The 14716-nt window shown below is 71.6% G+C and carries 14 protein-coding genes and 1 tRNA gene; 3 read left to right on the top strand and 12 right to left on the bottom strand.

Going from position 1 to position 14716, the window contains the following annotated elements; all coding sequences use genetic code 11:
- Together NS354_RS11675 and NS354_RS11670 are read left to right on the top strand one after the other, a co-directional pair.
- Positions 1–881, top strand: an 881-nt coding sequence (locus NS354_RS11675) for a DNA-3-methyladenine glycosylase 2 (protein WP_193750774.1), incomplete at its 5' end; no start/stop codon positions are given.
- The gene (locus tag NS354_RS11670) at positions 878–1468 is read left to right on the top strand and encodes a methylated-DNA--[protein]-cysteine S-methyltransferase (protein ID WP_058594644.1); all 591 of its coding nucleotides are present in this window, start codon (positions 878–880) and stop codon (positions 1466–1468) included. The genes NS354_RS11675 and NS354_RS11670, both read left to right, overlap by 4 nt.
- A gap of 95 nt (positions 1469–1563) precedes the next feature.
- Here NS354_RS11670 and NS354_RS11665 read toward each other — a convergent pair whose 3' ends face one another.
- The 7 genes from NS354_RS11665 to NS354_RS11640 all read right to left on the bottom strand — a co-directional run bounded on the left by NS354_RS11665 (position 1564) and on the right by NS354_RS11640 (position 5834).
- The gene (locus tag NS354_RS11665) at positions 1564–1764 is read right to left on the bottom strand and encodes a hypothetical protein (protein ID WP_029608172.1); all 201 of its coding nucleotides are present in this window, start codon (positions 1762–1764) and stop codon (positions 1564–1566) included.
- 90 nt (positions 1765–1854) lie between these two features.
- Positions 1855–2331: a DUF2243 domain-containing protein gene (locus NS354_RS11660; protein ID WP_058594643.1), complete on the bottom strand. Its 477-nt coding sequence runs from the start codon at positions 2329–2331 to the stop codon at positions 1855–1857.
- Positions 2328–3185: a cytochrome c oxidase assembly protein gene (locus NS354_RS11655; protein WP_058594642.1), complete on the bottom strand. Its 858-nt coding sequence runs from the start codon at positions 3183–3185 to the stop codon at positions 2328–2330. Before NS354_RS11655 ends, NS354_RS11660 begins: the two co-directional genes overlap by 4 nt.
- Positions 3186–3308: 123 nt before the next feature.
- Positions 3309–3866, bottom strand: a complete 558-nt coding sequence (locus NS354_RS11650; RefSeq protein WP_058594641.1) for a CPBP family intramembrane glutamic endopeptidase — start codon at positions 3864–3866, stop codon at positions 3309–3311.
- 161 nt (positions 3867–4027) lie between these two features.
- The gene (locus NS354_RS13665; RefSeq protein WP_193750773.1) at positions 4028–4195 is read right to left on the bottom strand and encodes a hypothetical protein; all 168 of its coding nucleotides are present in this window, start codon (positions 4193–4195) and stop codon (positions 4028–4030) included.
- 248 nt (positions 4196–4443) lie between these two features.
- Positions 4444–4514, bottom strand: a tRNA-Gly gene (locus tag NS354_RS11645).
- Between the two features lie 63 nt (positions 4515–4577).
- Positions 4578–5834, bottom strand: coding sequence for a serine hydrolase domain-containing protein (locus NS354_RS11640; RefSeq protein WP_058594640.1), 1257 nt, complete (start codon positions 5832–5834; stop codon positions 4578–4580).
- A gap of 119 nt (positions 5835–5953) precedes the next feature.
- Between NS354_RS11640 and NS354_RS13920 the strand changes: the two genes are divergently transcribed.
- Positions 5954–7009 carry a biliverdin-producing heme oxygenase gene (locus tag NS354_RS13920; protein WP_345994183.1) on the top strand — a complete coding sequence of 352 codons (1056 nt, stop codon included), beginning with the start codon at positions 5954–5956 and terminating at the stop codon, positions 7007–7009.
- 100 nt (positions 7010–7109) lie between these two features.
- Here NS354_RS13920 and NS354_RS11630 read toward each other — a convergent pair whose 3' ends face one another.
- From NS354_RS11630 to NS354_RS13910, 5 genes are all read right to left on the bottom strand, one after another.
- A complete protein-coding gene (locus tag NS354_RS11630) occupies positions 7110–8384 on the bottom strand; it encodes an ATP-dependent DNA helicase (protein WP_058594639.1) in 1275 nt (424 codons plus the stop codon).
- Positions 8385–8428: 44 nt separating this feature from the next.
- Positions 8429–9748: an MFS transporter gene (locus tag NS354_RS11625; protein WP_058594638.1), complete on the bottom strand. Its 1320-nt coding sequence runs from the start codon at positions 9746–9748 to the stop codon at positions 8429–8431.
- Positions 9749–9844: 96 nt separating this feature from the next.
- Complete coding sequence (locus NS354_RS11620; RefSeq protein WP_058594637.1) at positions 9845–10735, bottom strand: class C sortase; 891 nt, start codon at positions 10733–10735, stop codon at positions 9845–9847.
- Positions 10736–10764: 29 nt separating this feature from the next.
- The gene (locus tag NS354_RS11615) at positions 10765–12147 is read right to left on the bottom strand and encodes a SpaH/EbpB family LPXTG-anchored major pilin (RefSeq protein ID WP_058594636.1); all 1383 of its coding nucleotides are present in this window, start codon (positions 12145–12147) and stop codon (positions 10765–10767) included.
- 93 nt (positions 12148–12240) lie between these two features.
- A partial coding sequence (locus NS354_RS13910) for a SpaA isopeptide-forming pilin-related protein (RefSeq protein WP_058594635.1) occupies positions 12241–14716 on the bottom strand: 2476 nt, incomplete at its 5' end.

Raw genomic sequence — 14716 nt, 5'->3', positions numbered from 1 at the left:
TCGCGGTGGATGACGTCGCGCACGCGATCCCCGGCCGCGACGTCATCCACCGCGACGGTGCGACTGAGCACGCGCTCGACGTGCCCGGCGGCACCGCCGTCGTGCGCGTGCACTGGCCCGAGTTGCCGCCGACCGCGGCGCTCCCCGACACCCGGGGCACGATGATCGCGATCCCGGTATCGCTCGCACTGCCGCGGCTCGCCGATGCGATGCCCGCGATCGAGATCGTGCGCCGCATGCTCGATCTCGACGCCGACCCGGCGCAGATCGCCGAGGCCCTCGGCGCCGATCCGCGGCTCGCCCCGCTGCTCGCGGCACGCCCCGGGCTGCGCCTGCCCGCCGCCCGGTCGTCTGCGGAGACCGCGCTCGGCACGGTGCTCGGGCAGCAGGTGTCGCTCGCCGCGGCGCGCACCCTGCAGGGCAGACTCGCGGCCCGCTTCGGGCGACCGCTGGCGGGCGTGGCCGAGGCGCCCGGGTTCCACGGAGCGCTCGACGTCGCCGCGATCGCCGCCGAGTCGGTGAGCTCGCTGCGCGAGACGCTCGGCCTCACCAACAGCCGCGCGGCGACGCTGCAGACGCTCGCCGCGGCGCTGTCGAGCGGGCTCGACCTCGGGAGCGGCGCCGACCGCGATCGCGCCCGTCGCGAGCTCGCGGCGCTGCGGGGCATCGGGCCGTGGAGCGTGGAGATGATCGCGATGCGCGCGCTGGGAGATCCCGACGCGTACCCCGCCGGCGACCTCATCCTGCGTCGGGCGCTCGGCGATCCGGCGCCGCGAGCAGCCGAACGGATCGCCGAGCCCTGGCGCCCCTACCGCGGCTATGCGACCCAGCACCTGTGGGCCGACTTCCTCGCCGCCTCCGCACGAAAGGACCTCGCATGACCCGCAGCCCGCTCGAGGCGACCCCCGCACCGCTCCGCCGCACCGTCGTCGACATCGTCGGGGCGCCGTTCCACGCCATCTGGTCGCCGGAGGACGGCGCACTCCGGGCGGCGGGGTTCGCCACCGAGACCGACCCCGAGGCGCGGTCGCTCGAAGCGCGACTGCGCGCCGCCGACCCGACGGCAGCGGAGCGCGGGATCGCGGACGCCTCGGCGGGCGCCGCAGCGCCCGCCGATCCGGTCGCCGAGGCGTTGCGCGCGTATGCGTCCGGCGAGGTCGCCGCCATCGACGCGCTCGCCGTGCGGCAGGTCGAGACGCCGTTCCGCGGCGACGTGTGGCGGGCGCTCCGCGGGGTGCGGGCGGGTCGCGCGGTGACGTACACCGAGCTCGCCGCGCTCGCCGGGCGCCCCTCCGCCGTGCGCGCCGCCGCGTCAGGGTGCGCGAACAACCTCGTCGCGCTCGTCGTCCCCTGCCACCGGATCGTGCGCGCCGACGGCGGGCTCGGCGGCTACCTCTTCGGCGTCGCGCTCAAAGAGCGCCTGCTGCGCCACGAGGGGGCGCTGCAGCACGAGCTGCCGCTCGGCTGAGATCGCGATCCGTCACTCGGCGCAACGGAGCGGTGCCGCTCGGGCGCGTTCGCGATTCGCCGCTCGCGTGCACCGATCGCAGACCGGCCCGCGGGTCAGGCCGGCGAGAAGCGGTTGCGCAGCTCGGCCGCGCGGCGAATGTCGCCCTCGAGTGCGGCGGTCTGCTCCGGAGCGAGGGTGCCATCCTTCTTCGCATTGTCGAGCCGCTCGAGCCCGGCCTGCACCTCGTTGTCCAGGCCATCGAGCACCATCTGCTGAATGCTCTGCGGAAGGCGCTGAAAACTAGTCGTATCCATACTTAAAAACGTACAGGGTGTCAGGCGGTTACGTCACATCGTGATAATGGGGATTTCGCGTTTCGCGCGCTCTTTTCGCGTGTCGCGCACTCATTTCGCGTCGCGGCCGCCTCGCGCGAGCACCGCGGTCCAGATGATCCCGGCGACGAGCAGCAGCCCGCCGGCCGCATTCCACGCGATGTCGTAAGGCAGCAGGTCGACGCCGTACCGAATCTGGTGCAGCCGCAGCACCTTGTGGTCGACGACCCCGTCCCAGAGTTGGAAGAGCCCGAGCCCCGTCGCGAACCCGGCCCAGGCGGCCGGCGCCCAGAGCGTGCCGCGGCGCCGTGCGTCGAGCATCAGGAAGAAGCCGAAGGCGAAGGCGAAGAGCTCGGCGGCGTGCAGCAGACCGTCGGAGAGCAGGGCGAAGCGCGGCGTCGCGGCGTCGACGAAGTGGTGCCAGGCGAGGATCTGGTGGAACACGATCTCGTCGACCGCGGCCATCGCGGCGACGCCGAGCAGAAAGGCCGCCCAGTACGAGCGGTTGCGCAGGGGGTTGGCGGTGCGCTGGTGAGATGCGCGGGTCATGCGGATGCTCCTCTCGGGCGACGGGTCGCGTCGGCGGGGCGAATCGGGGGCGCGGGGGAGCGGTCGGCAGTCTCGCGGCGCATCCGCCTGCCGGTGACGCGGTACCACTCCGCGCAGAGCAGCACGATCAGCACGAAGTCGACCGCATCGCCGCCGGAGTACATGAGCTGCGCGCCGGCCTCCGCTTCGGCGGCCGAGATGCCCGGGGGCGGCTCCGCCGCCAGCAGCTTCGCGAGCACCCCGTGCGCGGCGAGCGACGCCACCAGCACCCCCGCGAGCAGCGCGAACCCCGACCGGTGCGGTGAGGGGTCGACGCCGACCAGCGCCGCGGTGTAGAGCGTGCCGGCGAAGAGGAAGTGCAGCATCACGAGCCAGTGCACGAGCAGGTCCCGCTGCATCGCGTCGTACAGGGGCGTGCGATAGAGCACCCACATGCCTCCGACGTTCAGCACTGCGGCGACCACGGGATGCGCGAGCAGGCGCGCGACCGGGCTGCGCAGCACGCGGCTGAGCCGACGGGCGGGATCGACGCTCAGCGCGCGGAGCGCCAGCGTGATCGGCGCGGCGAGCACGAGGAGCAGCGGGGCGACCATTCCCACGAGCAGGTGCGCGCCCATGTGCGCGACGAAGGAGCCGTGGGATGCCGCGGCGAGCGGCCCGACGAAGCCCGTGGCTGCGCACAGCGCTCCGGCGATCCAGCAGGCAGTGCGATGCCAGGGCCAGGGGCGCCCGCGGCGCGTCTCGATCACCGCAGCCGCGACGTAGACGGTCACGGCTGCGAGGACGGGAACGGCGAGGATCAGCTCGGCGCCCGGCGCGCTCGCCGCCCCGCCGTGCACGTGCGCGGGTGTCACAGCGCCCCGATTCGTGAACTCATGCCACGAGGCTAGGCATCAGCCGGCCGCCGCGGGGGAGGGTTGACGCGCGCGCCGGGTGCTCTCGTCGTGCGTCCTCGTGCTCGACGAGCTGCCAGCGTCTCAGCCGGTCTGCGCGGCGACGGCCCGCTCGCGCGCTCCCCGGCGCTTGACGAGGAAGATCGCGACGACCGCGACGAGCACGTACACGAAGTTGAAGACTCCGGCGATCCCGAGCAGGCCGGCTGAGCCGCCGAGCTCCGCCGAATGCGCATCGATGCCGCCCGTCGCGAGGATGGTCGTCGGATCGGTGGCGGCGTGCAGCAGAATCGCCCACATCAGACGCCCCGTGACGCGCACGACGAGGTACATCATCGCGCCGAATCCGACGGTGTAGACCACGGTGACGGCCACCGTCGTGACGGCCTGGCCCTCGAGGATGTTGCCGGCGTGGAGCAGCGCGAAGTACGCAGACGACAGTACGAGCACTGCGCGCTCGCCCGATCCGCCGCGGCGCAGCATCTGCACCACGATGCCGCGGGTCGCGACCTCCTCGGTGAACCCCACGCACAGCCCGAGCAGGAGCAGCGAGAGCACGAGCGCGACCGACCAGGCGTGCCACTGCGTCGCGAAGAGGCGCAGCACGATCGGGATCGCGACGAGGGCGACCGCGATCCACATCCGGGCCCGACCGCGATCCGGCTGCCGGGCGAAGAGCGCGCCGAACCACCCGGGGGCGCCCGCTCGCGCCGACCACGAGGGTTGGCGCGGACCACGAGGGTTTCGCCTCGTCGCGAACCCTCGCTCTCGGCGCGAACCCTCGCGCTCGAGGCCGCGATGCCTCAGCGATCTCGGGTGGGGAACAGGAACAGCCCGGCCATCCCCGCCGCACCCGCCATGATGATCGCCGATGTGACGTTGTCGAACGACAGCCATGCGATCGGCAGGATCATCCCGAACCCGATGAACGCGGCCCACCAGTTGAGTCGTTTCTTCTCGGTGCTGCTCATGCGATCCACGCTAAACGGCGAGCTCCGTGGCCGCTTCCCCCGTGTGGGGGATATCCAGGCGATGGCGATTCGCGAAAAATGATGGATGGGCGTGCTGCGGGTCGAACCCGAGGGAATGGCGCGAGACCGAGCGCTTATGCTCACGCAATGCCCTCGGTTTCGCCGCGAACCCTCGGTTTCGCGCGGTCGGCCACAGGCCGCGGAGAAACAAAGAACGGACCCAATCGTGGAGGAAAGGGCCCGCTCGGAGGGGATGACGGGAATCGAACCCGCGCTGTCAGCTTGGGAAGCTGAAGTTCTACCATTGAACTACATCCCCGCGTGGGAATCGCGAAGATTCCGACTCGACAACCGTAGCAGAAAGTCACGGCGCCGCGGCTCGCTACTGGCAGACGGCGGTGTTCGCCAGCGCCTCGTCCTGCTGCTCCACTGTCCACGTGAGCTCGGGGGCCACGCCCTGCGCCTGCGCGAGCGCGGCGAGCTTGAGGGCGAGCGACTGCACGAAGCCGGTGCCCGCCGACGAGTTGTTCAGCGCGACGACCACGGAGAAGCCGCTCTCGGGATCCGTGTAGGCGGCGGTCAGGGTGCCGGTCATCGCGCCGGTGCGGCCGTAGAGCGGGCCGATCTTCTCGACGCCGAAGCTCCAGAGGCGGCCCTCGGCGGCGATCTCCTCGGTCGGTTCTCCGTTCTCATCGCGCGCCGGGTTCTTCGTGGGGAAGGCCTCGGTGATGAGGCCGGCGCTGTCCTCGCCGAAGGCCCCGCCGAGGTAGCTGTCGTAGAACCTCTTGAGGTCGGTGGCGGTGGTGACGGTCGCTCCCGCGCCCGCGAGCATCGACGGCGACACCTCGGAGACCTCGACGGGCTCCGCGTCGCAGACCGCCTTGCCGCCGCTCGACGGGTACGTGAGGCCCTGCAGCGTCTCGCCGTTCACCGTGGTGCTGCTGAGGTCGGGGAAGTAGGTCGATCCCATGCCCGCATCCGAGTACACGTGGTTGCGCAGCAGGTCGGGCAGATCCTCGCCCGTCTTCACCTTGAGGGCGCGCGCCAGCAGCACGATGTTCGTGTCGGACTGGTGGAAGTCGAGGCCGGGCCACGAGCCGGGCGACTGCGAGAGCCCCTGCGCGATGAGCTCCTGCTCGGCCCACGGCCGCGTCGGGTTGTTCGCGAAGATGTCGGTGAACGCGCCCTTGTAGTCGATGAGGCCGGATCGCATGTCGCACAGCTGGCGGTAGGTGACGTCCTCGATGTCCGACTGGCGGGTGAGGTCGTCGGAGACCTTCCCGTCGAGGTCGATCCGGCCCTCGGCGGCGAGATCGAGCATGAGCGCGCACATGACCGGCTGGGTCGCCTGCGCGCCGCGGATGAGCGTGGAGCCGTCGACCCCGCTGTCTCCGTAGCCGCGCAGATACTCGCCACCGGCGTTGTCCCACACCCCGACGATCGCCTCGGTCGATCCGCTCTGCTGCATCGCCGAGGCCACCGCGTCGTCGATGCCGGTCGCGAGGGCTTCATCGACGGTGTTGACGTCGGCCGCACTCGTCACCGATCCGCCGCCGGTGCACGCCGTGAGACCGAGCGAGGCGACGATGATGGCACCGACGGCCAGCAGGCGAGTGCGAGGGGCAAAGCGCGGAATCAAATTCGACCGCCAATCTCGAGGGTGAATTGGACACAGAACACACGGGAGTCTAGTGCGTGCGACTGAGAAGTTCGCGGCGGGGTGGGGTGAAGTGAGGCAACCCTTACTAGACTGACCTGGTGACGATTTTTTCGGATGACGTGATCTCGGGAGTGACCGGGCACATGAACGGCGACCACACGGACGACAACCTCCTGATCGCGCGCGCTTTCGGGTATCCCGGCGCGACGGCGAGCGCGATGGTCGGCGTGACCGAGGCCGCCGGCCTGTGGCGCGTGACCGACGCCGACGGGGAGCACGAGCTGTCGGTGGCGTGGCCGGGCGGCCCGATCTCGGAGCGGCCCGAGATCCGCCGCGAGGTGGTCGCGCTGTACACCGCCGCGTGCGCGAAGCTCGGGGTTCCGGCGCGCGGCGAGCACGAGGAGCCGGCGAGCTCGCACCACGGCGCGGGGGACGCCGCCGACGAGACCCACGGGGATCGCGCGGCCCACCGCGAGGAAGCCGCCGAAGGCGCGGACGCGGCCGATCGCCCGTTCTCGGTGGTCATCCGCGAGAGCTCGTGGTCGGATCACTCCGACAGCGAGGGCGCGACGTTCATGGAAGACATCATGCGCGGCAAGGGGTCGCTGCAGGACTACATCGACCTCGTCGCCCAGCACTACTTCATGTACGAGGCGCTCGAGGCGGCGGCGGATCGGGTCGCGGGCGACCCCCGGTTCGCCGGCTTCCACACGCCCTCGCTCGTGCGCCTGCCCGCGCTCGAGGCGGATCTCGCGCACCTGATCGGCGCGGACTGGCGGGATCGGATCGTCGCCGTGCCGGCGACGCTCGAGTACGCGGCGCGCATGCGCGAGGTCGCCGCCGAGGGCTGGGTCGCCGGCGTGGTGGCCCACCACTACACCCGGTATCTCGGCGATCTGTCGGGCGGCCAGTACATCGCGAAGCGCGTGGCGAAGCAGCACGGGCTGCCGGGCGCGGGCATCGCGTTCTACGACTTCGCCGAGCTGGGCGATCTCGCCGAGTTCAAGAACCGCTACCGCGCCGCGCTCGACGTGCTCGGTGCGCAGCTCGACGCCGACGAGCGGGCTCGCATGCTCGACGAGGTGCGCACGGCGTACGCGTTCAACACGGCGGTGTTCCGCGACCTCGGCCAGGCGAAGCTCGCGGCGGCGTAGTCGGGATCGCAGCTCCCGGCGGCAGCGCCCGGGCGACGCTCGCGGCGGCAGCGCCCGGGCGACGTTCGCGACAGCAGCGCCCGGGCGACGCCCGCACCGCTCACGCGGTCTCCTCCTTGCCGCGCATGAAGCGCACGACGTTCGGGTCGACGATCACGTCGCGCGGCTGCAGGGGCCGCTGCAGGTAGAGCCCGTCGAGGGAGCGCACGCGGCTCAGCGCCACGTAGGTCTGCCCGGCGCTGAAGGCGCGCGGCCCGAGGTCGACGATCGCGGCGTCGTAGGTGTGGCCCTGCGACTTATGCACGGTCACGGCCCAGGCGAGGCGCAGCGGGAACTGCTCGAACTCGGCGACCACTTCCTTCTCGAGCTTCTTCGTCTCCGAGTCGTACCGGTAGCGGTACCGCTCCCAGACCATCGGTTCGACCTCGAACTCCTCGCGATCCACCTCCACCCACACGGTGCCCGAGACGCGCGACACCGTGCCGATGGTGCCGTTCACCCACCGGCCGTCGGGGTCGTTGCGCAGGAACATCACCTGCGCCCCGGGCTTCAGCTCGAGCACCTCGTCGGCGGGGTAGGTGTTCTCGCGGAACTCGCCGTTGATCTCGGCGACGGCGCGCAGCGACGATCCCTTGATCTCGGCGAGGCGCTGCGCGTTCAGCCGGTTGACGGTCGCGTTCGTGGTCGCCAGGGTGATGACGTCGCGGGGCGCGGGGCGGGCGCCGGCCGCGTTGAGCTCGTTCGCCTGATCCTCGGTGACGACTCCGTGGCGCACCGCTCCGAGAATCTGCTTGAACCGGTCGTCGCGCTGCCGGTGCACTTCGAGCAGTTCGAAGGTGGAGAGCGGCGCCGACTTCCACACGTTCGCGTCGAAGAACCACAGCGAGCGGTAGGTGTCGGCGAAGTAGGCGCGCTCGTGCGGGTCGCGCGGCGGCACGGGGGGCAGCTGGTACGGGTCGCCGAACATGATGATCTGCGCCCCGCCGAAGGGGTCGTGCCGCTTGCCGCGCGCGAGGCGCAGCGAGCGGTCGATCGCGTCCATGAGGTCGGCCGACACCATCGAGATCTCGTCGATCACGAGGGTGTCGATAGCGGCGAGCATCTTCTTGAGCTCCGCCGGCTGGTCGAGGTCGTGGTCGGCGATGATGCCGGTGGGGAGCCGCAGCAGGGAGTGGATGGTCTGGCCGCCGACGTTCAGCGCCGCCACACCGGTCGGGGCGCACACGGCGATGATCTTGCTGGTGTTCCACGAGAGGTGGTTCAGGATGGTCGACTTGCCGGTGCCGGCGCGACCGGTGATGAACAGGTGCTCGCGGGTGTGCTCGATGCGTTCGTAGACGGCGCGCTGCTCGGCGGAGAGTTCGGGACGGGGCACCCGAACAGGCTACTGCCCTGGGCGCGGCGCCGGGGCGTGCCGGCTCACCGCGTCGTGCGGACGGGCAGGAGCAGCAGCAGGCCGATGAGCAGCACGGCGCCGATGCCGATGATCCCGAAGATGGTCTCGCCGCCGATGGCGATCGCGATGGTGAAGCCGGCGGGGGCGAGGAACGAGACCGCGCGGCCGGTGGTGGCGTAGAGGCCGAAGATCTCGCCCTCCCGCCCGGCGGGGATCAGCCGTGCGAGGAAGGATCGGCTCGCGGACTGCACGGGTCCGACGAAGATGCAGAGCATGAGCCCGAACACCCAGAACACCCAGGTGCCGGCGTCGTGCAGCGCGAAGACGAGCATGGCGCAGATCACCATGAGCACGATCGACGAGACCATGACCCGCTTCGCGCCGAGGTGATCCTCGAAGAACCCGACGACGATGGTCGCGAGCCCGGCGACCACGTTCGCCGCGATGGCGAAGAGGATCACGGTCGTGTTGTCGAACCCGAAGCTGCGCGCGGCGATGACGCCGCCGAAGGTGAACACTCCGGCGAGCCCGTCGCGGAAGACGGCGCTCGCGATGAGGAAGTGCAGGGTCTGGCGGGCGTCGCGCCAGAGCCCGGCGATGCTGCGGAACACGTCGGCGTACGCGCGGAGGAACCAGCGCCCGGTGTGCTCGGGGTGGGCGGCGGCGGGAATCTCGGGGACCGCGAAGAACACGGGGATCGCGAACACCGCGAACCACACGGCGGCGAGCAGCATCGCGATGCGCACGTTCCAGGCGCCGTCGGAGGTGACGCCGAACCAGCCCACCTCGGGGAAGATGAAGCCGACGAGGATCAGCGCGAGGAGCACGATGCCGCCGAGGTAGCCCATGCCCCAGCCGATTCCGGAGATCTTGCCCACGTTGCGGTTGGTGGCGATCTGGCCGAGCATCGCGTTGTAGCTGACGCTCGCGAACTCGAAGGCGACGTTGCCGATGGCGAGCAGCACGAGGCCGAAGATCAGGAACTGCTCGTCGGGCGCGACGAAGACCATGAGCAGCGTCGCGGCGACCACGATGCCGGTGTTGATCGCGAGCCACGTCTTGCGGCGACCGGCCTGGTCGGTGAGCCGGCCGATCACGGGGGCGAAGAGCGCCACCACGATGCCCGCGACGAGCAGGGCGATGCCGAGCTCGCGCGAGACCTGCTCCTCCGGGCCGAACGGGGCGCTCGTGATGTAGACGCTGAAGACGAACGTCGTGACGACCGCGTTGAACGAGGCGGAGCCCCAATCCCACAGCGACCAGGCGAGCACGGTTCGCCTCCGCACGGATTCGGGGGCGCCCGTGCCCGGGGCGGCGGGAGCAGGCAGCACGTGGTCGCTCATGGGATCAGCGTAGCCCGGCCTAGGGTGCCGCGGTGGTCGTGTTCGCGCGTCGTTCACCTCGGGTCCGGCCGTTCGGTGCGCTGACCCGCGCTAGCGTCAGCGCACCGAGACGATTCCGCTGCGCCACACGTAGACGCCGGCGATGAGCGCGCCGCCGCCGAGGATCGCCGCCCACCAGGGCGCGTCGCTCGCGTTCGGGTCGGCGAGGCCCGCCTCGCGGTCGGCCTTCGGCGTCGGGAAGATGCGCTCCGCGGTGACGAGGATGCGCTGCGAGTTGATGCCGAGCGGAGTGCAGGTCACCAGGGTGACGAGGTCGCGGCCCTCCTGCGCCTGCAGCGACTCGGTCTGATCGGGATCGACCACCGTCGTCGACACGACGCGGTACGCGAGCACCTCGCCGAAGGTCGTCAGGGTGAGGGTGTCGTCGACCCGCACCCGGTCGAGGTCGGTGAACATGCGGGCGTCCGCGAGCCCGCGGTGCCCCGTGATGACGGCGTGCGTGCCCGCGCCGCCGACGGGGAGCGAGGTGCCCTCGAGGTGGCCGAGCCCGCGGAGCAGCGTCTCGTCGGAGGTGCCGTGGAAGGTCGGCAGGTCGACGTCGATGCGGGGGATGCGCACGCGCGTCATCACGCCGGTCGCGTCGTCGTCGAGCACGGCGCGGTAGTCGAGGGCGTCGTCGGCGATCTCGCCGCCGCCGAGGGGGAGGCGCTCGTTCGCCTCGATGCGGGCGCCGGCCCGCAGGGCGTCGTTGTACTCGCGGGCCTGGGCGATGCTCGCGGCGTTGCGCTCCGCGTGGGCGTCGGTCACCTCACCGGCCTCCCCGAGGAGCCGCGACTGCTCGCGCTGCGCGAACCAGGCGGCGGCCGTCGGGTAGACGAGGATCGTGAGCCCGATCAGCGCGACGAGCGCGATGATCAGCGGCGCGATGGGAGCGCGCCAACGCCGGGCGGGGGTCGTGCGCCCCCGCCCGGCGTCACCGGCCGTCATCGGATGCCGGTGCCGGGTGCGGTCGAGCTTCAGCGGTGCTGCCGACGCTTGCGCGCGACCACGAGAGCCGCACCGACGGCCGCGGCGAGCACGGCGACGCCTGCGACGGAGAGCCACAGCTGCCCCTGCGCGCCGGTGAGCGGCAGATCCGGCCCGGTGCGCTGGGCGTTCGCCACGGCGAGCACGACGGGATCGGCGGAGCCGCTGGCGGGCACCACGATCTCGCGCAACTGCGCGTCGAGGATGAAGCCGGCGGGGGCGACCGTCTCGCGGATCCAGTAGGAGCGCTCGGAGGTCGCATCGTTGCCGGCCCACAGCGAGATGTCGGCGGTGCCGGTCTCATCGGTGGTGAGGGTCGCGATCTGCTCGGTCGCCTCGGCGTCGCTGAAGACCGCGAACTCGGCGTCGGCGAGCGGATCGGTCTGATCGCCCGCGACGTGCTTGAGGATCTGCAGCGCGCCCCAGTTGGTGCTGGAGACGCCGGTGAGCGCGGGCGCCCCGTTGGTGCGCACGGTCGCCTGGTTCGTCACGACGCCGTCGCCGCCGAGGCTGTCGACCTCGGTGACGATGCCGATGTTGAGGATCGCGCCGGCGACGAGTTGCGCGCGCCCGGTGGCGGTGAGCGCGATGGTCACCGTTCCGCCCGTGTTCGTCACGGTGTAGTCGGTGCCCTGCGCGAAGCCGGGGGTGCGGATCGTGGCGCTCACGAACGACAGCCGCGGATCGAGCGCGTCGATGATGGTGAAGTCGGTGTACGTGCCGCCCTGGTTGAGGGCGGGCACGGGCGCCGTGATCGTCCAAGTGACCGGTGCGCCGAGCACGAGCGTGTCGGGGGCGGCGACGGTCTTCTGGGGGGTGGTCGCGTTGAGCTGGTTCTTCGGGTAGACGTGCACGTCGTACGTCCACTCGCCGCCGCCGGCCGGGGTGGGCAGCGTGACGAGGAAGGGATCGACGGGCGACACGACGTTGTTGTCGCCGGGATCGGTCTCCTCGACCAGGTACAGGCCGATGGGCAGTGCGGAGCTGACGCTGCCGTCGGCGCCCGTCGTCACGACGGTCGGGGTGCCGAGCGTGAACCCGCTGCCCCGCACGTCGGCGGGCGTCAGGTTGCTGGCGCGCTCCCAGCCGGCCGGCGTCGTGAGCGTGATCGGCCCCGACGCGCTCGCCGTGACGGGGGTGATGGTGAACTCGACGCCGGCGAGGGGGGTGCCGAGGCCCGAGGGGTCGGCGATCTCCGAGCCGTCGCCTTCGGCGCCCTCACTGCCGGCGTACTTGTGGATGGTGAGCGAGGTCGGCGCCGCGGGGTCGATGTTGTCGGCCAGTGCGGGCGCCGCCGGTGCGGCGACGATCGCCGCCGCGGCGATGGCGCCGACGGCGAGCAAGCCCCAGAGGTGGGAGGCGGTGCGTCTCATGGTGTGTGGGTCCTTTCCTGCAAGGGAATCAGCGTGAGTGCGTGAGTTGGTGAGTGCGTGGTGCGTGACGGCGGTGATGCGTGCGTCTGCGAGTCATGGAGCGGCGCGGGGTGCCTGGCTCACCGCCCTTCGTCGCAGCCCGAGCGCGATGGCGGCGATGACGCCGCCGCCGAGGATCGATGCGCCGATGAGCGTGAAGGCGTCGGATCCCGCGCCTCCGGTGAAGGGGAGCTCTGGGCCCGCGGCCTGCGCGTTGGCGTAGGCGCCGAGGCCGACCGTGCGCTGCGTCGCGGTGATGGCGAATCGGTGGACGGCGGGGTCGCGCACGAACCCGGCGGGCGGGGAGGTCTCGGTGAGCGTGTAGTCGCCCCAGGCGAGGCCGGTGACGCGGAAGCCGCCGGCGCTCGGGTTCACGTCGCGGCCGGTGCACGCCGCTGCGGAGGCGGCGGTGCAGTCGTCGATCACGATCGGGGTCGATCCCGCCGGACCGGTGAGGGTCCACCGGGATCCGCCGAGTGCGTCGCCGTCGGGTCCGACCTTCGACCAGGTGACGTCCCCGGGCAGGTCGCGGTTGGTGAGGGTGCACGTGGCCTGCTGCCCGCGCGCGATGGTGAGCGTGCTGGTGGCGGCGGAGAAGGCGGCGCCCTGGCAGGTCACGCCGGTGAGGTCGTAGCCGTCGAGCTGGCGCTCGCTGATCACGTAGGCGCCGGTGCCGACGCTGCGCGTCTGGCCGGTCGTGAAGTCGAGCCGGGGCGATCCGGTCTGCTGCGCGTGCAGCCGCCCGTTCCATGCGGCCGGCGCGAGGGCGCCGCCGAAGCTGTTCGTCACCTGCTTGACGAGCGTCAGGGTCTGCTCGCAGGTGACGGTGTTCGTGATCGTGAGCTCGTTCGCGGCGGCGGGGAGGGTGACGGTGGTGGGGGCGCCGAGCGCCGGCGTTCCCGTGATCCCGGATCCCGAGATCGTCGCGGCGGTGAGCCGGCAGCCGGGCACGACCGCGGGATCGAGGGTCACCTGCTCGGAGACGGCGACGTTCTGGCCCACGGCGAAGCCGCTGCGCTGCTGCCCCCACTGCGGGGCGCCCGTCGTGGTGCCCTGCGGTGAGAGGCCGAGGGTCGCGTTGATGCCGGCGGACTGGCTGCCCTGGGCGAACTGCTGGCCGTCGACCACCCAGACCTTGTTCACGCGCAGGGTCGCCGGGCGGGTCGAGTTCGTGAACGTGCACACGATCGACTGGCCCGTGGTGGGCACGGTGAGGGTTCCCGAGGTGCCGGTGCCGGAGACGAGCGGGGTGGTGGAGCCGTCGACGCGGCACTCGTAGGTCGTGGTGTAGTCGGAGAGCCGGGTCTGCCCGGCGGCCGTCTCGGTGAAGGTCAGCGTCGCCCCGCGACCGGTGGGTACGGGCCCCACTCGCTGCGTCTGCACGCCGACGGCGTCGCCGCTCGTGGTGGCGGTGCCCACCGTCGTCGCGCCGTTGGTGAGGCTGAGCGTGAACTGATCCTCCGCTTTGGCGCGGGCGTTGACGCGCTTCTCCACGGTGACGGTGGGAGGTGACGAGCACGAGGCGAGGTCGGTGCTGTCGGTGAGCGTCGAGTTGACGACCTGGCGGTTCGTGAAGCCGGGCATCGTGTACGCCTCGACGGTGGTCTGCGATCCGAGGAAGAGGCGCCCGCTCGCGTCGAAGGCGACGCCGTTGACGTTCGCCTGGGAGGCGAAGCTGCTGAGCGCCGATGAGGGGATCAGGCCGCCGTTCGCGGCAGCGAGGTTCGCCGCGGTGACGGAGTGCAGCGTGGCGGTGTTGCCCGTGCCGCGCACGATGAACATGTTGCCGTTGGCGTCGAAGTCGAGGTCGCCGTTGGCGCCCTGGCCCGAGTCGGCGCCCGCGTTGATGTACCCGAGATAGGTGAACGCACCGGTCGCGGGCGCGTAGCGCCAGATCTTGAACTGCAGGGTCGCGGTGCCGCCGACGGTCACGGACTGGAATCCGCCGAAGTTGAAGTTGCCCGAGCTCTGGTTCACCGCTCCTGCGGTGAGCGTGCCGGCGAAGGCGCCGTTCGCCGCGGTGGTCGTGTTGTAGGTGTGGCCCGTGTTCGACCAGGCGTTCGTGGTGGTGTTGAAGGCCCACATGGTGACGGTGCGCCCGGTGTTGGTGCGCTCGTAGGCGTAGACCCGTTCGCCGCCCGTTCCGACCCCGAGGCCGTTGAAGCTCGTGACTCCCGTGGCGGGCGGGCTGATGTTGGTCACCGTCTGGCCGGTGACGGATCGCAGCTGGCCGGTCGACGAGACCGAGTAGTAGGTGCCCGCGACGCAGGCGAGTGCGGCCTGGGCGCTCGCGTCTCCCGTGAACCGTGGCGGGCCGTTGGCGTTCGGATCGGGTGTCTCGGGTGCGGGGGGCTCGGCGCTCGGGTCGGTCGGCTCGGTGGGCTCCGGCGTCTCGGTGGCGGGCTGCGGCGTCGGGGCGGGGTCGCCCGCGTCGGCGGTCGGCTCGGGCTCCTCGGCGTCGGCCGGGGCCTCGGGCTGGGGCGTCTCGGCGGGAGCTTCTGCGATTGACTCGGCCGGTGCCGTCTCGCCG

Origin of the sequence: Leucobacter chromiiresistens (assembly GCF_001477055.1) — a bacterium.
GTDB lineage: Bacteria > Actinomycetota > Actinomycetes > Actinomycetales > Microbacteriaceae > Leucobacter > Leucobacter chromiiresistens_A.
This window is presented reverse-complemented; position numbering and strand designations above follow the sequence as displayed.